The 24,810-nt window shown below is 53.7% G+C and carries 23 protein-coding genes; 8 read left to right on the forward strand and 15 right to left on the reverse strand.

Annotated features, from left to right (window positions below):
* Positions 1-3 precede the first annotated feature (3 nt).
* The 4 genes from K6123_RS14455 to acpA all read right to left on the reverse strand — a co-directional run bounded on the left by K6123_RS14455 (position 4) and on the right by acpA (position 4,842).
* Positions 4-1,296: an efflux RND transporter periplasmic adaptor subunit gene (locus K6123_RS14455; RefSeq protein WP_221798934.1), complete on the reverse strand. Its 1,293-nt coding sequence runs from the start codon at positions 1,294-1,296 to the stop codon at positions 4-6.
* Positions 1,293-1,880, reverse strand: coding sequence for a TetR/AcrR family transcriptional regulator (locus K6123_RS14460; RefSeq protein ID WP_221798936.1), 588 nt, complete (start codon positions 1,878-1,880; stop codon positions 1,293-1,295). Before K6123_RS14460 ends, K6123_RS14455 begins: the two co-directional genes overlap by 4 nt.
* Positions 1,881-2,095: 215 nt before the next feature.
* Positions 2,096-3,001: a Dyp-type peroxidase gene (locus tag K6123_RS14465; RefSeq protein ID WP_221798938.1), complete on the reverse strand. Its 906-nt coding sequence runs from the start codon at positions 2,999-3,001 to the stop codon at positions 2,096-2,098.
* 125 nt (positions 3,002-3,126) lie between these two features.
* The gene (acpA, locus tag K6123_RS14470) at positions 3,127-4,842 is read right to left on the reverse strand and encodes an acid phosphatase (protein WP_221798941.1); all 1,716 of its coding nucleotides are present in this window, start codon (positions 4,840-4,842) and stop codon (positions 3,127-3,129) included.
* A 274-nt stretch (positions 4,843-5,116) separates the two neighbouring features.
* On the opposite strand from acpA, the gene K6123_RS14475 reads away from it, so the two are divergent.
* Both K6123_RS14475 and K6123_RS14480 read left to right on the forward strand, forming a co-directional pair.
* Positions 5,117-5,581, forward strand: coding sequence for a GNAT family N-acetyltransferase (locus K6123_RS14475; RefSeq protein ID WP_221798943.1), 465 nt, complete (start codon positions 5,117-5,119; stop codon positions 5,579-5,581).
* A gap of 219 nt (positions 5,582-5,800) precedes the next feature.
* The gene (locus K6123_RS14480; protein ID WP_221798945.1) at positions 5,801-7,831 is read left to right on the forward strand and encodes a methyl-accepting chemotaxis protein; all 2,031 of its coding nucleotides are present in this window, start codon (positions 5,801-5,803) and stop codon (positions 7,829-7,831) included.
* Between the two features lie 179 nt (positions 7,832-8,010).
* Here K6123_RS14480 and K6123_RS14485 read toward each other — a convergent pair whose 3' ends face one another.
* The 4 genes from K6123_RS14485 to K6123_RS14500 all read right to left on the reverse strand — a co-directional run bounded on the left by K6123_RS14485 (position 8,011) and on the right by K6123_RS14500 (position 13,364).
* On the reverse strand, positions 8,011-8,328 hold the full coding sequence (locus tag K6123_RS14485; RefSeq protein WP_221798947.1) for a hypothetical protein: 318 nt from the start codon (positions 8,326-8,328) through the stop codon (positions 8,011-8,013).
* A 214-nt stretch (positions 8,329-8,542) separates the two neighbouring features.
* Entirely contained in the window at positions 8,543-10,771 is a 2,229-nt protein-coding gene (gene eutB, locus K6123_RS14490) for an ethanolamine ammonia-lyase subunit EutB (protein WP_221798949.1), read from the reverse strand.
* A complete protein-coding gene (locus tag K6123_RS14495; RefSeq protein ID WP_221798951.1) occupies positions 10,768-12,216 on the reverse strand; it encodes an ethanolamine ammonia-lyase reactivating factor EutA in 1,449 nt (482 codons plus the stop codon). The genes eutB and K6123_RS14495 overlap by 4 nt, the downstream gene beginning before the upstream one ends.
* Positions 12,217-12,644: 428 nt before the next feature.
* On the reverse strand, positions 12,645-13,364 hold the full coding sequence (locus tag K6123_RS14500; protein WP_221798953.1) for a pyridoxamine 5'-phosphate oxidase family protein: 720 nt from the start codon (positions 13,362-13,364) through the stop codon (positions 12,645-12,647).
* A gap of 116 nt (positions 13,365-13,480) precedes the next feature.
* On the opposite strand from K6123_RS14500, the gene pdxR reads away from it, so the two are divergent.
* Positions 13,481-15,049, forward strand: a complete 1,569-nt coding sequence (gene pdxR, locus K6123_RS14505) for a MocR-like pyridoxine biosynthesis transcription factor PdxR (protein ID WP_221798956.1) — start codon at positions 13,481-13,483, stop codon at positions 15,047-15,049.
* Between the two features lie 47 nt (positions 15,050-15,096).
* Here pdxR and K6123_RS14510 read toward each other — a convergent pair whose 3' ends face one another.
* Complete coding sequence (locus K6123_RS14510) at positions 15,097-15,693, reverse strand: TetR/AcrR family transcriptional regulator (protein ID WP_221798957.1); 597 nt, start codon at positions 15,691-15,693, stop codon at positions 15,097-15,099.
* A gap of 135 nt (positions 15,694-15,828) precedes the next feature.
* On the opposite strand from K6123_RS14510, the gene K6123_RS14515 reads away from it, so the two are divergent.
* From K6123_RS14515 to ilvA, 5 genes are all read left to right on the forward strand, one after another.
* Positions 15,829-17,025, forward strand: a complete 1,197-nt coding sequence (locus K6123_RS14515; protein ID WP_221798959.1) for an MFS transporter — start codon at positions 15,829-15,831, stop codon at positions 17,023-17,025.
* Positions 17,026-17,060: 35 nt separating this feature from the next.
* Positions 17,061-17,381 carry a thioredoxin family protein gene (locus tag K6123_RS14520; RefSeq protein WP_221798961.1) on the forward strand — a complete coding sequence of 107 codons (321 nt, stop codon included), beginning with the start codon at positions 17,061-17,063 and terminating at the stop codon, positions 17,379-17,381.
* Positions 17,382-17,506: 125 nt separating this feature from the next.
* Entirely contained in the window at positions 17,507-18,163 is a 657-nt protein-coding gene (locus K6123_RS14525) for an ArsR/SmtB family transcription factor (RefSeq protein ID WP_221798963.1), read from the forward strand.
* A 100-nt stretch (positions 18,164-18,263) separates the two neighbouring features.
* Positions 18,264-18,746: a DUF2938 family protein gene (locus K6123_RS14530; protein WP_221798965.1), complete on the forward strand. Its 483-nt coding sequence runs from the start codon at positions 18,264-18,266 to the stop codon at positions 18,744-18,746.
* A 298-nt stretch (positions 18,747-19,044) separates the two neighbouring features.
* Positions 19,045-20,124 (forward strand): threonine ammonia-lyase IlvA, encoded by a 1,080-nt coding sequence (gene ilvA / locus K6123_RS14535; RefSeq protein ID WP_221798967.1) that lies wholly within the window; start codon positions 19,045-19,047, stop codon positions 20,122-20,124.
* 100 nt (positions 20,125-20,224) lie between these two features.
* On the opposite strand, the gene K6123_RS14540 is transcribed toward ilvA, so the two are convergent.
* From K6123_RS14540 to K6123_RS14565, 6 genes are all read right to left on the reverse strand, one after another.
* Positions 20,225-20,707 carry an SRPBCC family protein gene (locus K6123_RS14540; protein WP_221798969.1) on the reverse strand — a complete coding sequence of 161 codons (483 nt, stop codon included), beginning with the start codon at positions 20,705-20,707 and terminating at the stop codon, positions 20,225-20,227.
* Positions 20,708-21,010: 303 nt separating this feature from the next.
* Complete coding sequence (locus K6123_RS14545) at positions 21,011-22,042, reverse strand: hypothetical protein (protein ID WP_221798971.1); 1,032 nt, start codon at positions 22,040-22,042, stop codon at positions 21,011-21,013.
* A 133-nt stretch (positions 22,043-22,175) separates the two neighbouring features.
* Positions 22,176-23,063 (reverse strand): leucine-rich repeat domain-containing protein, encoded by an 888-nt coding sequence (locus K6123_RS14550; protein WP_221798973.1) that lies wholly within the window; start codon positions 23,061-23,063, stop codon positions 22,176-22,178.
* A 352-nt stretch (positions 23,064-23,415) separates the two neighbouring features.
* On the reverse strand, positions 23,416-24,021 hold the full coding sequence (locus tag K6123_RS14555) for a hypothetical protein (RefSeq protein WP_221798975.1): 606 nt from the start codon (positions 24,019-24,021) through the stop codon (positions 23,416-23,418).
* 2 nt (positions 24,022-24,023) lie between these two features.
* Positions 24,024-24,317 (reverse strand): hypothetical protein, encoded by a 294-nt coding sequence (locus tag K6123_RS14560; protein WP_221798977.1) that lies wholly within the window; start codon positions 24,315-24,317, stop codon positions 24,024-24,026.
* Positions 24,318-24,395: 78 nt separating this feature from the next.
* On the reverse strand, positions 24,396-24,810 hold a 415-nt coding region (locus K6123_RS14565; protein WP_221798979.1), incomplete at its 5' end, for an RHS repeat-associated core domain-containing protein.

The following is a 24,810-nucleotide window of genomic DNA, read 5'->3' on the forward strand; positions in this document are numbered from 1 at the left end:
GCATCAGCCTCCTACTGCCACAGCATCAGCACCATCTACCAATAAATGCTGACCACGGCTGACCACCTCGTCACCTGGCTGCAGGCCATCGCTGACTTGCAGCAACTGCAAGCCTGCCGCCCCCAGTGTCACATCGCGGCGTTCCACCTTGCCACTGGCGGTATTGAGCACAAACACAAACGGTTGGCCTTGCTGAAACGACAAAGCATGAATAGGTATCGCAACAATGTCCGTGAGCACCCGGGCTTCAATCCAGGCCCGCACATACTGACCTTCCAGCAAGCCCCGATTACCATCACCAATACGTACTCGCACCCGCTGGGTACGGCTTTGCAAATTGATTGCCGGACTCACCGACCACACCCGGCCTTCACTGATCTGGCTGAAGTCAGCCTGCTGCTCGGCCTTGTAAAGTGCGGCATCGTCACCGGCCAGCATCACACGTTGGCCTTCTTGCAGCAGCGCCGCCTGACGGGTGTCCAATTCGACTGACACTTCCAGGCTGGCATCATCAACCACCACAATCGCTGCCGAAGCTTCCTGATCGCGATCGTTGTTACCACTGCGAGACGGATAAAAATAATTCTGCTCACGGATATTCATGGCGGTGATCACACCATCAAACGGCGCAAACAAACTGGTTTTTTCGAGAGCAATAGTGGCGCGATTAAGCTCTGCCACGGCCCGGCGGATTTGCGAGTCAATCTGGCTAACAGCTGTCTGGGCCACCTGTACCGCCGTCGCGGCGTTGAGATTGGAGGTTTTTTCGCGGTCAAAATCCTTGCGAGAAATCGCGCCGGTTTCGAACACTTCCTGCGAGCGGGCGAAGTTGGCATCACTCAATTGCTGCTCGTTTTCAGCCTGTTGCAAACGGGCTTCCGCTTCGCGTTTCTGGGCCCGCATGCTTTGCAGCTGGGCTTCCAGACTTTGCACATTTTCGTAGTTATCCCGACTGTCGATCTGTGCCAACAGCTGGCCATGACGGGCACCGTCAACCGGCCCGAACACCCGTATGCCCTCGCGCAACTGACTGCCATCGGCCAGCCGCGCAATCCGCTCAACCCGGCCACTGCTTTCGAAATTCAGATACGCCTTGCGACTGGCCTGCACCGTACCTTCGGCAAACACCCATTGAGTCAGGGTTTGCGGCACCACCTGAATGGTTTCCACCTTCACCGGTGGCTGGACCTGAGGTTGCAGCTCTTCTGAGCCTTGCAGCTGCAGCCAGCGGTACACCAGTAAAACCACCAGCGCGACCGGCAACAGCCACCACGTACGACGTAACGGCACACTCATGACAGTTTTTCCTGATCCAGCTGCTGACTGCGCAACCCGGGATTGAGAGCGCCATAATAGAAAAACTGTTCGACCGCATCGGCCACCTGCGCCGGTGCCACCCGGCCGCGACGCTCAGCGTCGATCATGCTGCCGATCAGGGCCCCGAAGAATTCCGACAGCACTGGCATGGCCAGGTCAATACGGAATATGCCTGCTTGCTGGCCGCGCAAGATAAAGCGGTCCAGTGCCTGCTGATACATCAGCATCATGGCCAGTTCCTCAAACGGCAGACACACCACGATGTAGCGCAGCACTTCCTTGTTCTCAAAATGCAGCCGAATCATGGTCTGCAATGTTTGACGGTAATCGCCGATAGGCTGATCCACCAACGTCGTCAGGTCAGCAACAACCCCCTGGGCCCGCGCCACCAGGCAGGCTTCGATATCTTCGCGAACGGTCAGGTCACCGGAAACGCCAAACATCCGGTGCAGCGTCGCCTTGCTGATACCCACGGCTTCAGCGAGGTCTTTGAGCGTGGCGCGGGGAGAGTTCACCAGCGCAAACGCCAGTGAGTCGAGAATTTGATCACGTGAATCTGACACAGCATCACCGCATTTAAATCCAATTTGGCGCAGATGATACTTTTTTGTCTCACAAGGGATCAAATATTATCAGGAGTTTTTTAGAACGCTTGTGAGAGAGGCTATCGAGATGGATGGCTGCCCGATAGCAGTCGGATGGCACTCGCTACGCTCTTTTATCCGACCTACGCATTTGTGTAGGTCGGATAAGCTTGCGCCATCCGACAGTCAAGCACTTACTCAGGCAATTGCAGCAAGGCAGCCAGATCTTCGTTGGAGGGAGCAAACCAATAGGAGCCGGTAACGGCTTTGGAGAATTCAATCAAACGGTCGTGCAGCCCGTCCTCAGTGAGGCCAAACATGCGTTCCAGCTGAACGCTGATGCGCTTCAGTTCGCAGGCAAAACAAAGGAAGTACAACCCCTGCTCGCTGGCCGACCCATATGGCCCACTGCGCCGCCAGATTTTCATACCAACGCCGTCGATCTTGACGTCGGTACGACTGACGTGGGAGTTGTTCGGCATGGCGTCGCCTTCCAGTTCAATGTCATCAGCCTTGGTGCGACCAATCACCTTTTCCTGTTCTGGCACCGGCATTTTGCCAAAACCAGCCAGGTCGTGAACCCATTTCTGGCTCAGTACATAACTGCCACCAGCACCTGGCTGGCCTTGTGGGATCAGTGCCGCCAGCTGCCGGGCGTCTTCCTTCGGGTTGGCGGTGCCGTCGACAAAACCGGTCAGGTCACGGGCATCGTGGTAACGGAATCCCGGCAGGTCGAGCTGCAATTCCGCCACCGTTTGCATGGCGTTCTGGATTTGCATAACTGCGTCGAAGTTGTCGTCCGGGCTGCTGCTGTGAATCCAGAAAAATACATCGCGCTGGGTTGCCGGGCTGGTATGGCCATTAACCCCTTCGAGTGTCGTGAACGGTACCAGGTCCGCTGGTGCCCAGTCAGGATTCAGACGATCCCAGGCCTGTTTACCAAACGCTACCACCACCGAAACACCATCAATGGCAACACGGTTTGCCTGTTGCAAGGCCTGTTTGATCAGGGCGACGGTAGCCGTGTCACTGAGCTGATATTCGAGGTAATAGAAGGCGGAATAACCTTCCCGAAAGATGCCGGCTTGCGGGCTGTTCATTGGACGTCCTTGGGTAACAACGTAAAACAGTGAACCTACCACTGGCCGATTCGGTTTGGCAATCTTGAGGGGGCAACCTGCACCAGCGCCGCCCCTTTTCTGCTCTTCCCTGAATCGACCCGGAATCAGCCCAGGTCCAGAGCCCGGGTCAGGTCTCCCGGCGGCGTACCACCGTTTTCCACCATCGATAGCTCACGTTCCAGCAAACCCGGCAATTTCGGCAATCCGAAACGTCGACAGATAAAGCGGGCAATCGAACCAGTATCGTAGAGTGAGTGGTCAACAAAACCACGTTTGACGTGCGGCCCCATCAGGATAGCCGGAATGCGGGTACCCGGTCCCCAACGGTCGCCTTTCGGTGGCGCGACGTGATCCCACCAGCCGCCGTTCTCATCAAAGGTCACGATTACCAGCATTTTTTCCCACTGCGGACTGTTACGCAGTACATCGACCACACTGGCAATATGACGATCTCCGGCGTCTACATCGGAATATCCGGCGTGCATGTTGAGATTGCCCTGCGGCTTGTAATAGCTCACCGCTGGCAGCTTGCCAGCGGCAGCATCGGCCATAAACCGATTGGTTTGCGGCGTCTCGCCAACACCACCATCACGCAGGTGACGCTTGCGAGCCTCACTGCCCGGCTCAAATTGTCTGTAGTAATTGAATGGCTGATGATGCGCCTGGAAGTTCGGCCGTGGCGGGAACTGGTCACTGCCCTTGTCGATAGACTCCAGCGCTGCAGCCCAGCCACCGGCGTACCAGGCCCAGTCGATATTGGCACGACTGAGCAGGTCGCCAATGGTGTCATGGTGTTGTGGCACCAGCGTATGATCCGAACTCGCATCGGCATAACCAGGCTTGTTGGGATCCAGCTGCCAGGTCGGCGCATACGGCGGTGTCATGGTATTCACCACCCAGTGATCTGGCGTCAAGGTGCTGTGAACGAACTTGGCCGGCCCCATCATGGCGCTTTCCGGCGTCGAGGGGTCCAGCTTGAGCTTGATTCCGGTGGCGTCATCGCCCTCTATCTGGGCAATACGATGACTGGCCGGGCTTTTATCAGCATTCGGGTAGTAAGGCGGATGAGCGGCTACCAAATACTGGTGATTGAGGAAAGAACCGCCGAAAGCGCCCATAAAGAAGTTGTCACACAGGGTATATTCACGCGCCAGATGCCAGAGCCGCAGCTTGCCACTGTTGTTGCCGTAATAGCCCATCACCAGCGCCCCACTGTCGCCCCAGGCAACAAACTGATCGTTCTTGCCATCGTTGATTTGCCACTGGTTTTGATAAAAAGCGTGTACCAGGTCGCGGGTCACCACACCCTGCGGCAGCGGTTCGCCCTGCTGGTCGACCAGTTTGAACGGTGCGTTGGCCAGCCCGCTAATCTGATCTTCCGGAATATGGTATTCAGTGTGATCCACCACCTGACTACCAGGCACCATGCCTCCCCAGATTTTTGGCAAGGCTCGCAGTGGCTGGCCGTTGCGATCCAGTTGTGGCGGCAAATCTGCAAGAGCCTTGGCGAGTGGTTTTTCAAGCCCCGGGAAATCCGCAAACAGATTATTGAAACTGCGGTTCTCGGCATAGATAACCACCACATGATCAATACTCTGGCGCAAGGCGTCATCAACACCTTCGGCTTCCGCCAGGCTGCTGTGCACGGGTTCAATCTCGATTTCCGGCAGATTCGCAGCATTGGCGCGGTTATGCCCCAGCACCGCTGATCCGACCAGGGCGGCCGTAAACCCACCCAGGAAACTGCGTCGCTGAGGATTAGTGACAGACTCTTCTTTACTATCTGCTGAATCTTGCTGACTCGGATCGGTCGACTTCATAAGGACGTTCCATAACCAATGTAACCAATAACGATGATGTTGCCGTTCAATACGGCAACCCGGGGGGAGGATGGCCCGGCCAGAAACCACAGTGATGAGAGAGAACCGCTTATTCAGGGCCGGGCACGCCAGAAAGACTGGATTTTGCCAGATTGGTTCAGCCAGCTTCAGGCCGCCGCCAAGCGGGTAAAAAAACGTCAAGGCCAGTCCGTATTTCCGCTGGCCTGTGTTTACACTGTCTCCCTCCCTGGTAGTACGGCCAACATAGCTCCCCATGTCCCTGGTAATTCTGAATCTGCAGCAAGTCCCCGAACTAATCCCAACGCTGGCGCATTGGCATCTGGATGAATGGCAAGCACTCTACCCGTTCGAATCTCTGGTCGACTTTGAAAACGACCTGCGCCGATCCCTCAACACCGATCTGGTGCCATCCACCTGGGTACTGCTGCAAGACGGTGAGTTGGTCGGCTCCGCCAGCCTGCTCGACAAGGATATGAACGCCAATGAAGACCTCGGTCCCTGGCTCGCCAACGTCTATGTTCATCCTCCATTTCGTGGCAAAGGACTGGCCAGACTGCTGATCAAACAGGTTTTACAGCAAGCCGATGCTGGCGGTTTTGAAAATATCTACCTGTTTACCGAAGGCCATCGTGACTGGTACCAACAGCAGGGCTGGCAACCTTTGCGCCGCCACCCATATGAAGGGGCCATGGTCGATGTAATGAAGTGGACGATGTGATGGAGTGGACGATGTGATGGAGTGACTGCGGTGATGAAGTGACCGCTGAAAAAATCAGTGGCCAGAATCAACTCCCTCTAACAAGTTCAACCAATAGAGGTGATCAATCAAACCATTTGGACAATTTGTCCGGCGATTTCAGCAGTCCTGACTAGACTCCATACAGGACCCCCGAAATCGCAGGGATCTGCGCAAGCCAACAGCCATTCAGGAGATCCCATGGCTTCATCGAATAGCGGTATATTCGACAGTCTCAGAAACCGCATACTTATCCAACTGGTACTGCCGGTTGTTGTAGTGTTCAGCGCCTCCGTTGCCTACAACATTTACATCAACGCCCAGCAAGAAGAGCTGGCAGCCTCGCGCCTGCTGGTGGCCCAGGCAACCGCCATTGGCCGTAATATTGAACTGGGCAACCAGAAAGCCCTGCAGACTGCCCGCGTGATGGCCGAAGCCCAGATGAGTGGAATGTTTGGCCAGCGCGAAGACTCCATGAACTACGCTCGCTACGTACTGCAACAGAATCCGGACTTCCTGGCTGCCTACTTTGGTTATGAACCCAATGCCGACAGCCAGGACAATCGTTACACCAACCAGCCTGCCACCCACTCCGACAGTGGTCGCTTCCTGCCCTACTACTATCGCGATGGCAGCACCGTTAAATCCATGCCGTTGACCGATACGGAAACCGCCCTCTACTACGACGGCGTACGCAAGCTGTATCAGCAAACCGGCAAACCGACCGGGCTGATTACCGAACCTTATGTTTACGACAACTTGCTGTTGATCGAACAGGTGTACCCGATTGTTCTGGATGGCAAATTCAAGGGCATGGCGGGCATCGACCGTTCACTGAGCTTCCTGGATGGTTATCTGGCAGAGCTGGCGAAAAAAGAAAATGCCGACCTGCTGCTGCTGAGCCACGGTAACCGCGTCATTGCCTCATCCGTCACCGCAGCGGCTGCCCAGCTACGAACCAAGCCGATTGCAGAAACCCCTTATGGCAAGCTGTTTGACCGTATGCTGAAAGCTCCGGCAACCGTCATTCAGGATGTTGATCCTGCCGACAACAGCGAGTTTTATTACACGGCCGTCGAGATTCCAACCGGCGACTGGAAACTGATGCAACGGGTTTCCAGGGAATCGGTAATGGCCCCGATTTACGCCGCTGCGATCAAGAGCCTGATTATTCTTGCAGCCATCATTGCCCTGATCGTCGGCATCGCGATTGCTTTTACCGCCTCGATCAGCAAGCGTACCGCCCAGACCCTCAAACTGGCCCGTCAGGTTGCCGATGGCGACGTTGGCAATGTTGATACCAGCAGGGCCAACCATCAGGGCGGTGATGAAATTGACGCCCTGTACCGCAGTACCCAGCGGGTCGCCCAATCGTTTCAGCGGGTTGCCCAGGTGTGTCAGTCAATCGCTGCCGACAACCTGTCTGATCGCTCCCAGCCCAGCTCTGCCAACGACCTGGTTGCCCATGCCATCAACGCCATGGCCGACAAGTTGCAATCTGCCGATACCATAGCCCGCGAGCATGGCCAACAAGTGCTGCGCAGTACCTCGATGCAGGCGGAGGAAATCGACAGCGTTGCCACCGCCATGCAGGAAATGCACAGCACCATTCGTGAAGTCTCGTCGCTGGCCAGCGAGTCGGCGGCTCAGGCCAGCTCGGCTGTCGATGCCACCAGCGATGTACGTCGTACTCTGGCGACCGCGGTACAGGCGGTTTCGACCCTCTCCAGCGATATGTCGCACACCAGCACCACCATCGAAGCGGTGGCCGCCAGCAGTACCAACATCAACAAGATTGTTGATGTGATCAATATGATCGCGGAACAGACCAACCTGCTGGCGCTGAACGCCGCTATTGAAGCTGCTCGCGCTGGTGAACAAGGTCGTGGTTTTGCCGTCGTCGCCGATGAAGTTCGGACCTTGGCGGCCAAAACCCAGAGTTCAACTGAAGAAATCAGTGGCCTGATTACCGATCTGACGGTCAAGGTTCGTGAGGCGGTCGCCATGGTCAGCAAAGGGCTGGAACGCGCAACCGATACGGTGGAGTCAACCACTGCCGCCAATGAATCACTGGCCGCTGTCGCCACCACCATTGATTCGATCAGTAATCACATGCTGCAGGTCGCTACGGCGGTTGAAGAACAGAGTGCAGCTACCGAAGAAATTAACGGCAATATTGCCCGTATTCGTGATGCTTCTGGCGAACTGGCCAGTTTTGTTGATCGCTCCTGATAACGCCACGCTGCTGTTCTCACAACCTCCAGGGCCAGGTGATGAATATGATCACGCGGCCCTGGGACTAAGGCACCAAAGCCGCTATGACACCAAAGCCGTTATGCAGGCGGGCCATCTGCACTCCCGGCCGGTTATCCAGGATACAGTTATCCGGGAGACTGTTATCCAGGATTCGTTTATTCAGCCGTTGCCAGCCAACACTGCAACTGCCCCTTCCACAGCACCAGCGTGGAATACAACATCACCAGCAATGACAGCAGCAAACCGGTTAGCGCCAGTGCCCTGTCGATTCCCTTGCCCTCTGGCTGCAATAATTCATAACCCATCCACACCGCCAGCGGCATAAACGCCAGCCACAACCCGGCCGCGAACATGCGCCAGTATTTGCGCTTGTGCGTCATCAGCCCCATAAACACACCAATAACCAACAGATGCAAAGACACCAGACTGATCAGGCCAATGGCCGCTACCAGCAGCTGTAATTCCGTCGACATACGGATTCCTTGTTGACCAGAATAAGAAAACAGAGCGGCCTATTGTGCCGAAACAGAGGGAATCTACCAGAGGGATCAGAGAAGGAAATTCAAGGAGAAACCGGGCAGGCAAATCGCCCGGCGTCAGGGTTAGCAAAGACTCAGGCTCCTGGAGCCGTATGGATCCCGAATCTGCTTCGCGTTCGGGATGACGTGCGTTGATAACGGCGTATATCTACGCCGCGCTCTGCTTCAGTCGTGCCTCCAGCCGGTTACCGGCAGCGCCAAAGCCGAGAATCTGCATGGCTTTTTCAGCGATCACACTGCCCGCTTCCAGCGCTGGCAAACCTTTCGAATAAATGTTGGAGATAACGGTATATTCCCAGCGAATATCCGGATTGCCACTGAAGGCCACCGCCTCTGCCCTGTCGTCATCAGACACCCGATAGGCAAAATATGCCGACAAGCTGCGCGATGCCTGGGCGTCACCTCCCGGGCGTTCGCCGATCAGCAGAATCACCAGCCGGGTGGCCAGCGCGTCACCTAACGGCTCGCAGAGTTTGACCCGGCCATAAGGCACCACTGTGGTCATGCCGAGCTGGTAATCCCGGCTTGCCAGGCCATCCTGCAGCACCGGAATCAACTCAGGAATATTGTGATGCACGGCTTCGGCACTGAGGCCATCCGAGATCAGAATCTGCACGTCGGTGTGTTCCGGCTGCAGCGACTGCAAACTGGCATCGCTGAGGAAAGACCCCAACTCCGGGTTACTGAGGTGATCGTGTTTGGTCGCTGCCCGACTTTCCAGCCAACGCTGTGGGCCTACCGCCGCCAGCAACTCGCGATCCAGATCGGCATAAATCGCCTCACGCGCCACGGCCTGGTTGGAACGCAGCACCCGGGTCACCTGATCCGCTGGTCGCGGGCCAGCGTTGTCAAAGCCGTAAGCGGCCGGAACAGACTCCAACAGCCGCTGATAATCCAGCTCTGACTGACAGAACTGCTCCGGTTTGCCCCAGTTCGGCCCACGTTGCAGCTGGCCATCTTCATCGCGTTCGAAAATACCACGAGCCATCGCCCATTCGAGATATTCCGGCGCTGGCTCCAGCCCATGTACTTCACGCAAGGTCTGGTCGTCATGAGCGCTGGTATCGAAATACGCCAGCATCCGGTCGTTGCCCAGATAAACGTCCATAAAGAAGTTGGCACCGGCAGCCGTTAACAGCTCAGTGGCCATTTGCTGGCCTTCCGCCGTGATCTGGGAATGCAGCGTAAAGCATGGCGCCATGCCCATCGGCAGCCCCATCAGCTTGCCCATAAAGTGATCCTGCAGGCAGGAATAGGTCATTTCGAAGTTGTCGACGTGGGTTTCCGGGCCAATGAAGCCCGTGACGTTGTTGACCATAAAGGGTGAATAACGGCGAGCCAGCCCGTAACACAGGGCCTCACAGGTAGCCATGTCCATGCCGTCGTGTTTGTTGTAGGTCAGCTCACTGCCCTGGCCAGTCTCGAAATACATCATGTTTTCGGCGCTTTCCAGTTCGCCATTTCCAGCACGCAGCGGCCCCTGCTCGCGCATCACGTTATAAGCCTTGTCGAGCAGCTCAACCGTAACGTCGAACTCTTCTGTAAGGGTGCTTTCCGTGCCCGCCAGGCTCTGAAACATGATCTCTACCGGCGCGCCCTGTTCCAGACAGGCCAGCTGGGTTTTGATATGCGACAACACACAAATCTGGGTCGGTGCGCCAACGTCTCGACGAATCTTGTCAAGGTGATGCAGCACTGTCGAGATATTTTCCACCGTATCGATGGCCGGATTCAGACCCAGCAAGGCATCACCCGCGCCCATCGAAAAGCCGGTGTAGGCCAGCAATGTAATGCCAGAAAGGTTATCGGTCGGGTGATTCGGCTGCAGCCGTGACGACAGCGTGCCGGTCAGGCCAACCCGGGTACGAGCCTTGGCCGAGGCGCCATTCTTCAGCCGTTTGGCCAGCAGTATCAGCTCATGAACGTCCAGCAATTTGGCCAGCGCCGATACCATTACGCCAGTCATGGCCTGACCACAGGCACGGATTTCCGCGCCTTTGGAAGCCAACAGATGGTCTTTCAGCTGCCCCAGCGTCAGATTTGCCAGGCTGTCGAATTTTTCCAGATCAATGTCGTAGTTCACCTGCATCACAGCATCAATACGGCCACGACGATCCAGCAGCGGCCTGTCGTACAGCTGTTGCAGCGTCAGGCTCGACAACAGTTTGCGGGCGGCTTCACGCTCAACCTCATCTACTGCCGCCAACCCCGCAATACGCTCGCCAGCCTTGCTGATGTCCGCTGCACCTAACAGCTGCTTGAGATCGGCAAAGCGGTAGCAGTTGTCCATCAATTCAATTGACAGCTCTGGCTCAGCCGCAGACGAAACAGGGATGGACGGCAAACGAATAGCACTGATGGGCTTGAGCGGTTTCATGAACGGATCTCCTGGTTCATGCCAAAAAAGGAAACGGGAACAATATGCTGGTGCGGTCGGCCGATTTGCACAAAACGGGCGTCCCGCAGGGGAATTTCATCAACCACAAACAGCCGTCTGGGTTCACAGCCCCAATCGGTGATGTACTGGCCCAGGGTTTTGCCAAGGTTGCTGTCTAACAGCAGTACCAGCGGTTGATCGGCACTGAACTCGCTGCTTTGCAGCGCCGCACGAATATGACTGGCCAGCTGCTTCAAACTGGCATGACTGGCGGTGGTCGACTGCTCAATCGCCACACAGGCACCGGCGCGGCAACTGGCAGCCAATACCAGGGCTTTGTGCCAATAGGATTCCGTGGCATCAAAATCGAGCCGGGCGACAATCGGCAAATCGCGCAGCGGTAATAAATCGGGATCTGACAAATAGAGGCTGCTGCCAGAAACGTCGCAGCTGTGCAGGGTCAGCCCCATCACAGTGGCGCGCCCGGCATGTTCAGGGGCATGTTGCAGGCTGGCGGACAGTACCGGCGAACGCACAATCGCCTGCGCCAGCGCGATTCCCAGATCGCCAAAGGCGGTGGTGGCCGGCCATTCGCCGGACTGCCGGTATTGATAGATCAGCTCACCAACACCGCCAGAGAAAGTCACCAGCGGCGGCTGGTTTCCGCCCGTTTCATCCGTCAAAAATGGCTGTTGCAGCAATTGTTGATGCCAGTCGGATTGCTGAAAAAACTGACTATCACCCGTTACTATGGCTTCCAGACCAGCCACCCAAACGGCGACCAGTTGCTGCACTTGATCAGCAGTGAGCAAGTCACCAATGGCCGCTGCAATGCCCAGCTGTTTGAGCAGGCCAGCGCCGATATCAGACCAGCCCAACAAACGATAGCTGCCAGGCTCAAAGCGGAAATGGCGGGCACCAATAAAATAACAGCCGCAATCACTCACCTGACCATTCAAACCCAATGCCGGATTGGTGGTGCCACCACCGATATCCAGATTCAACAAGGGCCGTTGCGGCCAGGCGCGGCTCAAGGTTGCGCAACTGCCCATAAAGGCCAGCCAGGATTCCAGTTTGGGGTCATCTGCACGGGCTATCAGGCTGTCGCCAATGCGCTCGCCGATCAGCCGGGCCAGCATTTGGGCGTTATCTGCACGCGCCGCCAGACCGGTAATCAGTGCGGCACCAGCCACTGCCGGAGTGGCTTTGGAGATTTGTTCGGACTGGTCCCAGCCTGCCAATTGCAGCCATTGGTCCATCAAGGTGGCAACAGCGTCAGCATCCAGCAGCTGGTCTTGAAAGGGGGTGAAGACGGCGTCGGTTTGCAGCAGGATTCTGGGTTCACCAAAGCCCATCCGGCCAGTCAGGCTATGGCGGCCAATCTCGACTTCAGCCAGCATCATACTGCTGGTCGTTGAGCCGAAATCCAGCCCAAGCAGTCGCAAACACCGTCCCCCTGCGGGATTGGGGGACGATGTTGCGAACTCAGGGTCAGGTACAGTTTCAGGAACTGTGTTCGGTACAGTCTCTGGTACCAGGCATACGGGTTCTGACATTACGGACCTGAAATTTAAATTCCTGAAAGGAATATTCAGGAATTGTGCCAGCCTCCTGTAAAAGTCCAAATTCAGCCCTTAAAAGCCATCTAACCCATTGATAGCAATGAATTTCTGTCGACCGGTCAAAACCTGCCAGACAGCCATCAAACATTCCTGCCGCAGACAAAATGCACACAAGTCAGGCACCTGCCCTGACGATATGCCCATCTGCGTGCAGCCATGTTCGATCCAGATTGGGAGAGCAGGCGTCCCGCCTGCAGAACGATGCCCGCTCTCCCGGCAAAATCAGGTAATACATGCGCGAATCGAGCCGGTTAAAACGCCGCCGGAGCCAAAGGCCTGGCCAACTCAGGCGCAGCCGCATCCAGCTGGAAGTCAGCGGCAATTTCCAGCTCACCCCACTGCCGCTGCAATGGCAACACGCCAGCCAGTACTGGCCAGTCGAGATCGGCCTCGTCATCTATCGGGTCACCATTACGGACCTTGGCCGATGCCTGATCAATGCGAACCCTCACGACGCCGGTGGCTTTCAGCTCGGTGTCGGTCATCGGCCGTAACTGCTGCCAACGCTGTGGTGAAATCTTGTCGACCATGTTTTTGAGCTGCCGGGCTTTTTCATCGGCATCTTCAATCCACTCGGGTACACCAAACAGAGTGACCGAGCGATAGTTAACCGAATGGTGGAAAGCCGAACGCGCCAGCACCAGACCATCCAGTAAACACAGGTTGATACACACCTGCTGGCCTTCACGCTGGTCGTCGGCAGCAGAATCATGAACGTTACGAGCCCGGCTGTGGCCGTGCCAATAGAGATATTCGCCATCACGCCAGTGACAGGTCGGAGTAACAAACAGCTTGCCATTTTGCTGCTGGGCGATATGGCAAATCAGGCTTTCATCAATGATCTGATGAACCGTTTGCTGGTCGTAGGCCGCCCGTTTGGCACCGCGTTTAACTGTGCTTAAAGGGCTTTGCAGGGATATTTTCGAAGGACTTTGCTCAGGCTGCTGAGCGGGATGACTGGTCTGATTCATAACAGGATTCCATCAGTAACAACAATAACAACTGCCCGAATGATCCCGCCTTCTGGTATTGTTATGAATAGCCAGTTTTTATATTTTAAACCAGTCCAGATTGACTTATTTTCAATATGAAATCCCCCACCAAAACAGGCTCCCTGGCAAGTTTTGCCAGCCTGCTGTTATCGCTCACTCATAGAGGCGAAAGTGGTCAGGCCGGTTACCTGCAGCTGGTCGAGCAGATCCAGCAGGCGATTCTGCAAGGCCAGCTGACCGGTGGGCAGAAACTGCCATCGAGCCGAATACTGGCGCAGCAGCTGGGCGTTTCCCGTTCGCTGATAAACCAGGCTTACGACCAGCTCAGCGGTGAAGGCTTTTTGCAGTCAGAACCCAGACGCGGAATTTTTGTGGCACTGAATGCCACTGAATTACAGCCATCTGCCCGTCGTTCGAAACCCGCTGATTCCACAGCCCAGTACAAAACCCAAAATCCCGCCGCTTGCCAGGCTGCTCGACCAGACCCAGACCCGGAACCAGATCCGCTCCGGCTCGACTCAGGTGCTGACGTCAGCCATTTTCCGGCCCGTGAATGGGCCGCCAGCCTGCGCCGAAGCTGGCTCAATCCAGATCCCAAAATGTTGCTGGGCGAATATCCGTTCGGCTATCCGCCGTTGCGAGTCGCCCTGTGCCAGTACCTGCATCAGGTGCGTCAGCTCAGCTGTCAGCCAGAACAAGTGTTCGTCACTGCTGGTAACCGCGACAGCCTGACCCTGCTGCAACATGCGTTGCATAGCGCTGAGGGCATTGAACACTGGTTGGTCGAAAATCCTACCTACCCGCCGATTCGTTCGGTATTGGCCGACCGTCTGGCTGGTTATCTGGAATTGGACGAAGAAGGCTGTTGCCTGCCGGAATTGCCACGACCGCAGGCAAAGCCGGAAAAGCTGGCTGCGGTGGTTACTCCCAACCGCCAATACCCAACAGGCGTTAGCTGGAGTTCGCGCCGCCGCCAGCAATGGCTGCAATTTGCCAGCGCCAGTAACAGCTGGATTATCGAAGACGACTACGACAATGAATTTGTCTACCACAGCCGCCCGGGCATACCACTGATGCAAACGGCCAGCAGTCGGCCCAGCGAACAACAACGGGTGATTTTTCTTGGCAGCCTGTCGAAAGTCATGTTTCGCGGCCTGCGACTGGGATTTATGGTGGTGCCACCAGCCTTGATCAAGACGGTACAGAACAGCCAGCGCGAACTGGGGCTGGCAGCCTCGCTCCCCATGCAACCGGCACTGGCGGATTTTATTGACAACGGCCAGCTGGCACGCCATCTCAACCGCATGCGTCGGCTCTACCGGCAACGACGGGATCAGGCTTTGCAAGCCTGTGAAGCCTTATTGGCCGACTGGTTTGAATGGACTATTCCGCCGGGTGGCTTGCACCTGCTGCTGCGACTCAAGGTCGATCAGGGCAAGCTGGCCGAACCCGAAACCTGGCTCAACGAACGTCTGGTACAGCCACTGGCAGCCGAAGGACTGCGGTTGTCCCTGCTGTCGCGCCATTACGCCCAACCGCTTTCTCCTCAAAGCGGCCAATCAAAACAGCCGCCAGCTGGCCTGGTGATTGGCTTCAGCGCTCATTCGGAAAACGTGACCCGTTATTGGCTCGAACGCATACGGTTTTATCTGCAATCTAACTGACCCCGCCACCAACCAGCTCTTTGTGGATGCCCCGAAACCCGCCAGGATCAGCAGCTCCAACAGTCAAGCAGCTGGTCTGCTGCCTCTTTCAGCACCTGCCCGGACAGCCCATCTCTGGCCTGTAACGAGATGCCTTTGACAAAACAATCAAGCATAAGGGTATAGGCTTCAACATTCATGGTTTGGGGTAACTGCCCCTGCTCAAACCCACGTATTACGCAGCGCTGAATGGCGTCGCGGGTATCCTTGCGTACCTGACGGGTTAGCGCCTCCACTTCCTTGTTTTCATCAAGGCAATTCAAACCAGACAAGACAGCCATACAGCCAGAAGGCGAAAGCGGCGAGGTTTGCATGCTGATGGTGTCGTACAACATGGTCTGCATACACTCTCTGGGACTCATCAGATTGTCATCCAGTACCGAACTGGCGGCGCCACAGGACTGAACATAACGCTCAAGACACTCTTTATAGAGCGCCTGCTTTGATCCAAAAGCGGCATAAAAGCTGGCAGAAGACATCTTCCCCAGTGTTTCTCGCAGATCCGCCAGCGAGGTGCTTTCAAAACCTTTTTCCCAAAAAAGATTCATTGCCTTGCTGACCGCGTCATCACGATCAAACGCCCGTGGGCGGCCGGTTCTTGCCATCTTGGATACCTGTTTTAACGACTGGTCTGAACGCCTTTCAACGGCATTTAAAGACTAGTCGATCCAGAAATCATTGACAACCAGACAGCGCGCCTCTAATTTATGGATCAATCATTCCATAAATAAGGTATCTCTATGCCCATTGCTTTGTATGCACTGGCCGCAGCTGCTTTCGCCATTGGCATGGCGGAGTTTGTTGTGGTCGGAATTTTGCCCGCTATCGCTACCGATATGGGGGTTGATATCCCCACCTCCGGTCAGCTTGTATCCCTTTATGCGCTGGGCGTTGCAGTGGCTGCTCCCCTGTTGACCGCTCTGACCGGCAAGCTCGACCGGCGCCTGCTGTCCGTCGGGTTGATGCTGTTGTTCATCCTCGCCAACCTGATTGCATGGGCGGCACCCAGCTACGCCCTGTTGCTGGTTGGCCGGGTTCTCGCTGGTGCGGTTCAGGGGGTGTTTTATTCCATGGCCACCGTGCTGGCGGCCAGCCTGGTCGCAAAGGAAAGGTCTGGTCAGGCAATTGCTATTGTCTTTACCGGTCTGACCGTAGCTCTGGTTGCTGGCGTCCCATTTGGCACCTTTTTGACTGAGCTATTTGACTGGCGTTCTGCCTTCCTTTTCATCAGCGCATTGGGGCTGGTATCCGCGCTTGCCCTGTGGTTCCTGCTGCCTGACAAGATTGAACGGCCAGAGCCCGCCGGGTTGATGAAACAGCTGAGCGTTATCGCGGTACCGCGTATGCTGCTGGTATTTGCCATTACCTGCGTCAGTTATGGCGGTGCCTTTATCGCCTACACCTATTTGTCTGAAATTCTGCAAACCGTTACCGGTTTCAGTCAGGCCAGCGTCAGTCTGGTGCTGGTTATCTATGGTGTGGCCGTCACGCTGGGCAATATCTATTGCGCCAAACTGGCAGACCACAAAGGTGCCGTTAAAGCCCTGATTGCCATGATGATTGTGCTGACGGTCATTCTCTCGCTGATCAGTTCAGTCGCCGCCTCACCCTACCTGATGGTGCCTTTGATGATGGTCTGGGGCGCTATGGCATTTGGCAGCATTCCGGTGCTCCAGCTCTATGTCGTGCAACAGGCGGAAAAGCATGCGCCACAGTCGGTAGATGCGTCGTCCAGTATGAATATTTCTGCTTTCAACGCCGGGATTGCCCTCGGCGCCTGGGCCGGAGGCCTGGTTGTGGCGGACTACGGCCTGCTCGCTACCGGCGCAGCCGCAGCCCTGGTGGTTGGCTTCAGTGTGCTGTTGATCCTGATCAGCGGTTATCTAGACAAACGTCACCATGCATCCCTACTACAGCTCGGCAACGAAGCTGCCTGAATACAAACAACACCCAACCAATACGAGAAGCAATCATGACTGTTAAATCCATTACCGTTGAAGACTTCAATAAACTACTGGAGCAACAATCCGGTGTGCAACTGCTGCGCTTCTGGGCACCCTGGTGTGCTCCTTGCCGAATGATGTCACCACTATACAAGGAGGCTGCAGCCGCTGTCGGCAACAAGGCATTGTTCTGCGAAGTCAACGTCGATGAACAACCAGAACTGGCGGCTGCGCACAGCATCAGAAGCATTCCCGCCGTAGTGGTTTACAAGGATGGCGAGCCGGTAGAAAGCTTTGTTGGTATCAAAAATACCCAGGAACTGCAGCAACTCGTCGAGAATTATCTGTAATTCTGTAGAAGTCATTTGACGCGGCCTGTCAGCAACTTACGACCAAAGAACAAATTCTTAACATTGAAAGTTTGCAGGCCGAGCCATAGAATCAACATTCAATTAAATAATTGAATGTTGATATCGTGACTACCTCTGACTCTGAAATTGACAACCTTGCGGAGTGTGCTGCTGCCATTGCTCACCCGCACAGACTCACGCTGCTGGAAGCCCTGCGAGCAGGCCCGCTCAATGTCGAGCAGCTGGCCCGGCGGGCAGACTTATCGGTCGCCAATACGTCGCGACATCTGCAAATTTTACGGCGCTGTTATCTGGTTGAGTCATCACGCCAGGGCAAACAAGTCTTTTACCAGCTGATGGATATCGCCGAATACACCGCTTTGCTAACGGCATTGCGCTCAATACACGAACGTCGCAACAGCGCTATCCGCCAGCTGCGTGCCGATTATCTGAGCGCCCGGGAAAAGCTGGCACCTGTTAGTCAGGACGAACTCCTTGCCTTGATGCAAGAGAACAAGGTGCAGGTGATTGATGTAAGGCCCGCCTCCGAGTACGCCAATGGCCATATCGACGGCGCGATTAACGTCCCGCTCGGTGAATTGGAACTGCGTTTGAGCGAGCTTCCGGCCGGGCAGGAAATTGTGGCTTATTGCCGCGGACCACACTGCATCCTTTCATTTGAAGCAGTGGCCAGCCTGCAGGCACTTGGCTTCAAAGCCAGACGCCTCAAGGAAGGCCCAGTGCAATGGGAGGCTTCGGGTCTGACACAAGCCAGGCAATAAACGGATTTCATCAAGCTCCCTGCACTGTTTGGCAGCCATGTTCCATGCCAGACGAACACCCTAACCCGCTCATCAACTCCCCTTTCTGAAGGACTCAGCCATGTCACAAACCCTGATGTACATTTTCGTCGTTGGTATCGGATCAACCATCGCCCTGGACCTGTGGGCAACCTTTGCTGCCAGAATCGGCTGGTTGCCCGGCACACACTGGCCGAGTGTCGGGCGCTGGTTACTGGGTATTCCCAAAGGCAAGCTGGTTATCGACGGCACCGACAGTACGCCCCATTCGTTCATTGAAAGCGCCGCCGGTTGGGTATTCCATTATCTGGTAGGCATTGGCTACGCAATCTCATTTCCATTGTTCTGGGGAATTGGATTCATCAGCGCTCCGACCATATTCCCCTTTTTCCTGATTGGCGTGGTCATCAGCAGCCTCGCCGGGCTAATGATTTTGATGCCGGGGATGGGAGGAGGATTGTTTGCCCGCAAAACGCCAAGTCCTGCAGCTATCTGGATCTACGTGGTCGTCGCACACATCGTGTTTGCGGTCGCTGAATATGCGTTAGCCTTGCTGTTCAAATAACTGCCATTCGGGTCAGCAGCCTGTCATCCGCTGGAAAATAGTTTAATAATCCAGCAATTGCGCGCTTGACAGTCACCTGCTTTTGCCCCGACACTAAAAAAACGTTCAACAGACTTCCGAGACGAATTCCATGCACATCAGCAGCGTCGTTCGCCAGATTATGATTATTCACACTATCAATCGATCGGTGGGATAGTCTGTACCTGAACAGCAAGACTCAAAAAACCCGCCAACCGGCGGGTTTTTTTATGGCCGCTGCAAACGGGAACACCAGCAAATCCAGAAACAGGAAGACACCATGACAGACACAGCCGCACTGCTAACCGAACCATCGACAACTGCCCTGCCCAGCCAGGTACTGCCAGAGCTGAAGGACATTATTAAAGCGGCGGCCCGCATGAAAGATGTGGTGCGTCGTACGCCGCTGCAGCTGAGTCAGTATCTGAGCCAGCGCTACAACGCCAACATTCTGCTCAAGCGTGAAGACCTGCAGCCGGTACGTTCCTTCAAGTTGCGTGGTGCCTATAACCGTATCGTCCAGCTGACGGCGGCCGAACGGGCACGCGGTATTGTCTGCGCCAGCGCTGGCAACCACTCCCAGGGCGTGGCCTATTCCTGTCAGGCGTTAGGCATCAAGGGCACGGTATTTATGCCAGCCAACAGCCCGCAACTGAAGATCAACAAGGTGCGTCAGTTCGGCGGTAACAAGATCGATGTGGTGCTGGTTGGTAACACCTTCGACGAAGCCTGTCAGGCGGCAGTGGAATTCCAGCGCAACACCGGTGCCTGTTTTATCCATCCATTCGATGACGCTGAAGTCATCAGTGGCCAGGGCACCCTGGCACTGGAAATTCTGCAGGACGCCCCTGCCAGTGTTGATCTGGTATTAACCCCGGTCGGTGGTGGTGGTCTGGCTGCTGGCATCGGCACGGTATTCCAGGCCCGTTCACCCAAAACCCGGGTTATTGGCGTTGAACCGGAACATGCCGCGGCCCTGCAAAATTCGCTGGCTCACGGTGCCAACCAGTCGCTGGCCAGCATCGACCCCTTCGTTGACGGTGCTTCTACCCTGCGAGTGGGAGAACTGGGTTACGTCATTTGCTCACGCACACTGGATAGTGTGGTGGCCGTGCCAGACCGGCTGACCTGCCAGGCCCTGATCGACCTGTATCAGGAACAGGCGATTGTGGCTGAGCTATCCGGCTCTCTCGGCATTGCTGCACTGGAACTGCTGAAAGAGGAAATCGAAGGCAAAACCGTGGTGTGTATTCTGAGCGGTGGTAACAACGATTTCTCGCGCTTTGGCGAGATATTACAGCGCGCTAATACCAGTACCAGTACCACCAATACAGACTACCCGGAAGAGTCAGCAGCTTGAGCCTGTGATAGCAGCGGCATTTGTAGAGACAGTCCAGGCATGCCTGGACCCTACACAGCCGCGCCGATGTTGCACTGCGGTCAACCTTGCCAAACCTCGATCAATACATGCCTTGCAGCTGCTGTAATCCAGCCTGATAGATACCACTGATCAGCTGTTCCGCTTCTTCAGTGGTTGCTCCTTTGGGCATAAAGGTTGAACTCCACACCACTTCCGACTGGTTGTCGCCTTTGGCGATCACCCGCAAGGTACCTTCATAGCTGCTGACAGGCAGCGGGCTGTGCAGAATCCGGTAACTGTAAATCATCCCGGCATCGTCCATGGAACCCAACTGCTCAACGATTTCACCACCGTCAGCCAGAGTCAGATACCGAACGTCGCTGACTTGCTTGCTGATGGTGATAGCCTGATTCCATTTTTCCAGGTCGTTAAAATCACCGACCAGCTGCCATACCTGCGCCGCTGGAGCGTCAACCATAACGCTTTGCGTCACAGTGGCCGGACCGTTGTAATCCGGTTTGCTGGCGCACGACGCCAGTACCACAGAGCCAGCCAATACCATCCAGCCAGTTGTTTTGTTCATTGCGGGCCATCCTTTTATTGTTATAGAAAAGGTTACTGCCGAGCTAACTCATCAACATCGTTAATGAATTAACAGACCCGCCCTAGCATGCGCAGCCCAAGCCTCAAGCCATATGCTGCTTTTTGACGAAATTACAGGGCCGAATGGAGCAGTACTTGCCACCGCAGGTAGTATCGCAAATGAACTTTACTGACTGGATCATCTGAACCGGATATAGCGGTCTGCATGGAGCATTACCATCCAGATCGACTAGTATTCCTCGAACGTTGAATCATCACCGATAAAATACAAGAAATTAGCAAATTAATGTGTCTGGTTTTGTTGACCACTACAGCAGGATTCGTATTGGTATTGGTCGGTGATGTTGCCGTTCTGGTCAGACAGTGCGCGGGTAGTCCCCAGGCCGTCGTAGAGGTAGAAGCGGAAGTCGTCGACTTTTTGCTGGCTGACCAGGTCAAGGCCGTAGACGTAGTGTTTGTACGGCTCGTCATCCACCAGTTCGAGTACCACCTGGGCGTAGTCGCGGTTGGCGTCGACCACAAAGTCGATGCTTTGGGTCGGGTCGGATTTACCGCTGCGGATACCATCCGGGTTGTATTGATAGTCGGTGGGGATGCCGACAGCGGTCATGCTGATCAGCTGGTTACGCTGGTTGTAACCGTAAGTGGTGATCTGGCCATCGTCGTTCTGGCTCAGGGTGTTGCCATTCGGGTCGTAGCTGTACGACACGGTGCCGTGGCTGGTTATACGGTCGTTGTCGTCGTACTGGAAAGCGGTGGAGACGCCGTCGATGACGCTGTCGGTGCGATTGCCGACCGGGTCGTATTGATAGGCTGCAGAGTAATTGCCGTTCGCAGGATCAACAATGCTTTCTGACGTCAGACGATAGAGTTCGTCGTAGTCGTAATAGCTCTCGCGGCCGCTGCTTTCCAGAATGGCGGTACGGCGACCGGTGTTATCCAGCTCGTAGTCGAGTTTGGCGATAACGCTGGCATCCGCTGACAGCGTGGTCAGGGTTTGCAGGCGGTTGAGGCTATCGTATTGGTAGTTTTGTGATACCCCATTTGGATAGACAACGGTCTCCAGCGAGCCAAACTTGTTGTATTCATAACGGGTGGTCTGGCTCTGGTTGTCGATCAGGGTTTGCAGGCGGTTCAGTGCATCGTAGCTGTAGCTGACCGTTGGGGTCTCACCGGCGGCGATCACTCGGCGTTCGAGGATGTTACCGGCCAGGTTATAGCCGTATTCGATGCGGCTGCCGTTGGGCTGGTCTTCGCCGATCAGTCGATCCATGTCATCGAACTGGTAGCTCCAGCTGCGGCTGCAACCGCTCAAGAAAATGGCACATTGTTAAAGAGCTAATGGATTGTAAAAATTGACTGACACAGAACTATGAACACCCTCATGTCCGATTTATCCGCACGATTTGTCCGCAGGACGACAGAGGTTAACCCATCCACATATGTCCCTATTTGCCCTCTAATTCTACTTTAAAATCTCCATATTCATCCCTTAATCTACTCTTCAATTCATTCAAATTGAGATTATAATGCCGTTTTTGATCCATCCGAATAGACTTCAATCTCGGCAGAGTTGATAAAATCTTCACATCACCGCTTAGAATCGACATTTCCAATGCCATAAAAACCTCCAAACCTGGCAATAAATTCAAAAAAGACAAATCACTGATATTTTTTTGGCGAAGAAGCCCTAACTCCTTAAGATTATTCAAACCCGAGATATCACAAGCATCCAGTTTATTACAACTACCAACATGAAAACACCACAAATGCTGCAATTTTTTAAGATCGGATACATCTTCAAGACTCCTCAAGTCATTCAACCTTAAAGCCCTCAATTCACTCAACTCTCCAATACCAGACAAGCTTCTAATCCTTCCCCTTATTATCTCCAAGGACTCGAGAGATTCAAGCCCCCTAAATCTCGATAAATCAAAGTCATTTACGCCATAAATTTTCAATTCTTCCAGGCAACTATGAGAAAAAACAGAATCTGAATTTTTTTTATCCCAGTGATATTCAAGAGACGTTAAACCAGTCAAACAATGAAAATCCATTTTTTCTTTAACCACTCCAGAAATGCTTAATCTATTTAATACTGATAGCTTTTCGACCCCTTTCCAATCCACATTATCCGACTGAATTCGAAGCCGTTTCAATGGAGGATCCAATTCGGATAAAAATGATAAGTCGTGCCAACTACCCTTCCAAATAGAAAGACTTATGCACTTACTCTTCTTTATTGCTCTTATCATCTCATCAGATAGACCAACCGTACAAGAACCATGCTGATCATCAGGATAGAAGTTAAAATTTTCAACATTTTCAAAACTCACAAAAACCTCACGGACAAAGATCAATTGTATTATTTAATATTTTCCGTATTCTCTTACTATTCACAGATTTTGGTTTTTTGGCTACCGAACTGGTTTTGTTCGAGGATTCAATACCCAACTCATCGTTAACATAGTCTATAAACTCTTGTTCTAAAGCTCGCAATACATTATCAATGGGCTTTCTTTTCATCTGTTCTGGTCAACAAAACCGGACACATTAATTTGCTAATTTCTCGTACTCCACCGGTGATAAATCACCGTTCGAAGAGTGCCTTTCTAACACGCATCACAAGCGATACATGTTAGAAAGGATGAACCTTCACAGCTAAACCATATCGTTAGAACAAGCTGGTCACATCGATTTAGTTGAGTCGAGGTAACCCAAATACTCTTTATATTTACCGCCCAATAAACCAAGAACATCTTCAAGCATATTTTTTGTTGCGCCTTCAATATCATCAGCTTTAATAGATCCGGGAAACAACTCTTCGATCATATCCCATGAATGATAAGCCCTCTCCTCCTCCCAATTTCTAATCTGATACAGATCTTTTACTGCGTCAGCCTTGCCATCGGAGAAGAGTTCTTTCAACCTATCTAGTCGGGCATACTCACAATCTAAATCGAATGCATTAGAAAAATAGCCAAACTCAGTTGCTGACAAAAACACTTCATCATCACCATCAAGAACGCTCCAGTCTTCTTCAAACTGATCATAATGCGATGAATCAATGCAATCTTCTGTTGGAACTTTACTTTTCCGTGTCCACAGAAAATTAGGTATAACGTAATCTTTATCTGCAAAAAAGCGGAACAGTATAAAAACTGTGATGCCGTTATTTAACTGTTTTGAGAATTGCATCTTTTTTCCGGTACTCTTACATACAAAGTCAGAATACTCTGACTGCATATAGGTCAGAATACGTTCCTGCAAATAGCTTCGAAACAAATCAATCAAAATCAATCCTCTATACACTCTTCAAAATAAACTTCTGCTGACCAACGCGCAAACTCAAGCGCGCCATTAAAGAAATCAATTGCAGATAAATCCACTCCAGCCCGTTCCAAATAGCCTAATGATTTCTCTAATCGATTGTTAGAAATCTTATCGACACCTACAACCTTTACATTGGTAGCATTCCCTTTTTGAGCTGCGAGCAATTGATCCTTCAGTCTCCTTAAAGCCTTTGATCCATAGCTAGGTATTTTTGACTTAGTCTCTATGGTCAACAAAACATCTTCACCTTTAGCCAACAAGTCCAACTGCTTTTTACTACCCTTGATCTTTGGGTTTTTAGTTAACTTTTTAGGCTTAATGCACTCCTTTACAATTCACTCTACAACTTTTTCAGAATCCTTCCCGATTCTATTCAAAAGTTTACCGCCCTGCCTAGAAGCCCCTTGTGCAAACAACCTACCAGCCGTCGCTGTATTTCTCCCTATATTATTTATAGTAACGCTCAATTCACCCAATGAAAGATAACCACTAGGATCAACCATATTGACAGGATCAGCATTACCGTAGAGATATTTATTTAACGTTACTGGCTCAAGTGGCAGACCTACAAATTCATCCATCTGCGTAAACCTTCCCACGCCCTGATCGTAATACCTTGCTCTCAGGTAATACTGGTCGAGGTTTTCGTCGTATTGCTCGCCGGTGTAGAGGTAGTAGTTGTCGCTGTCGCCGGTTTGGTTCAGCAGGCTGCCGAAGGCTTCGTATTGGTATTGGTCGGTGATGTTGCCG

The organism is Oceanobacter mangrovi (assembly GCF_019740315.1).
GTDB lineage: Bacteria > Pseudomonadota > Gammaproteobacteria > Pseudomonadales > Oceanobacteraceae > Oceanobacter > Oceanobacter mangrovi.

Excerpts from the sequence above, each read along its gene's own strand:
- K6123_RS14455 (WP_221798934.1), bottom strand. The coding sequence starts at position 1,296 with ATGAGTGTGCCGTTACGTCGTACGTGGTGGCTGTTGCCGGTCGCGCTG.
- K6123_RS14465 (WP_221798938.1), bottom strand. The coding sequence starts at position 3,001 with ATGAACAGCCCGCAAGCCGGCATCTTTCGGGAAGGTTATTCCGCCTTC.
- acpA (WP_221798941.1), bottom strand. The coding sequence starts at position 4,842 with ATGAAGTCGACCGATCCGAGTCAGCAAGATTCAGCAGATAGTAAAGAA.
- K6123_RS14475 (WP_221798943.1), top strand. The coding sequence starts at position 5,117 with ATGTCCCTGGTAATTCTGAATCTGCAGCAAGTCCCCGAACTAATCCCA.
- K6123_RS14480 (WP_221798945.1), top strand. The coding sequence starts at position 5,801 with ATGGCTTCATCGAATAGCGGTATATTCGACAGTCTCAGAAACCGCATA.
- K6123_RS14485 (WP_221798947.1), bottom strand. The coding sequence starts at position 8,328 with ATGTCGACGGAATTACAGCTGCTGGTAGCGGCCATTGGCCTGATCAGT.
- eutB (WP_221798949.1), bottom strand. The coding sequence starts at position 10,771 with ATGAAACCGCTCAAGCCCATCAGTGCTATTCGTTTGCCGTCCATCCCT.
- K6123_RS14500 (WP_221798953.1), bottom strand. The coding sequence starts at position 13,364 with ATGAATCAGACCAGTCATCCCGCTCAGCAGCCTGAGCAAAGTCCTTCG.
- pdxR (WP_221798956.1), top strand. The coding sequence starts at position 13,481 with ATGAAATCCCCCACCAAAACAGGCTCCCTGGCAAGTTTTGCCAGCCTG.
- K6123_RS14510 (WP_221798957.1), bottom strand. The coding sequence starts at position 15,693 with ATGGCAAGAACCGGCCGCCCACGGGCGTTTGATCGTGATGACGCGGTC.
- K6123_RS14515 (WP_221798959.1), top strand. The coding sequence starts at position 15,829 with ATGCCCATTGCTTTGTATGCACTGGCCGCAGCTGCTTTCGCCATTGGC.
- K6123_RS14520 (WP_221798961.1), top strand. The coding sequence starts at position 17,061 with ATGACTGTTAAATCCATTACCGTTGAAGACTTCAATAAACTACTGGAG.
- K6123_RS14530 (WP_221798965.1), top strand. The coding sequence starts at position 18,264 with ATGTCACAAACCCTGATGTACATTTTCGTCGTTGGTATCGGATCAACC.
- ilvA (WP_221798967.1), top strand. The coding sequence starts at position 19,045 with ATGACAGACACAGCCGCACTGCTAACCGAACCATCGACAACTGCCCTG.
- K6123_RS14540 (WP_221798969.1), bottom strand. The coding sequence starts at position 20,707 with ATGAACAAAACAACTGGCTGGATGGTATTGGCTGGCTCTGTGGTACTG.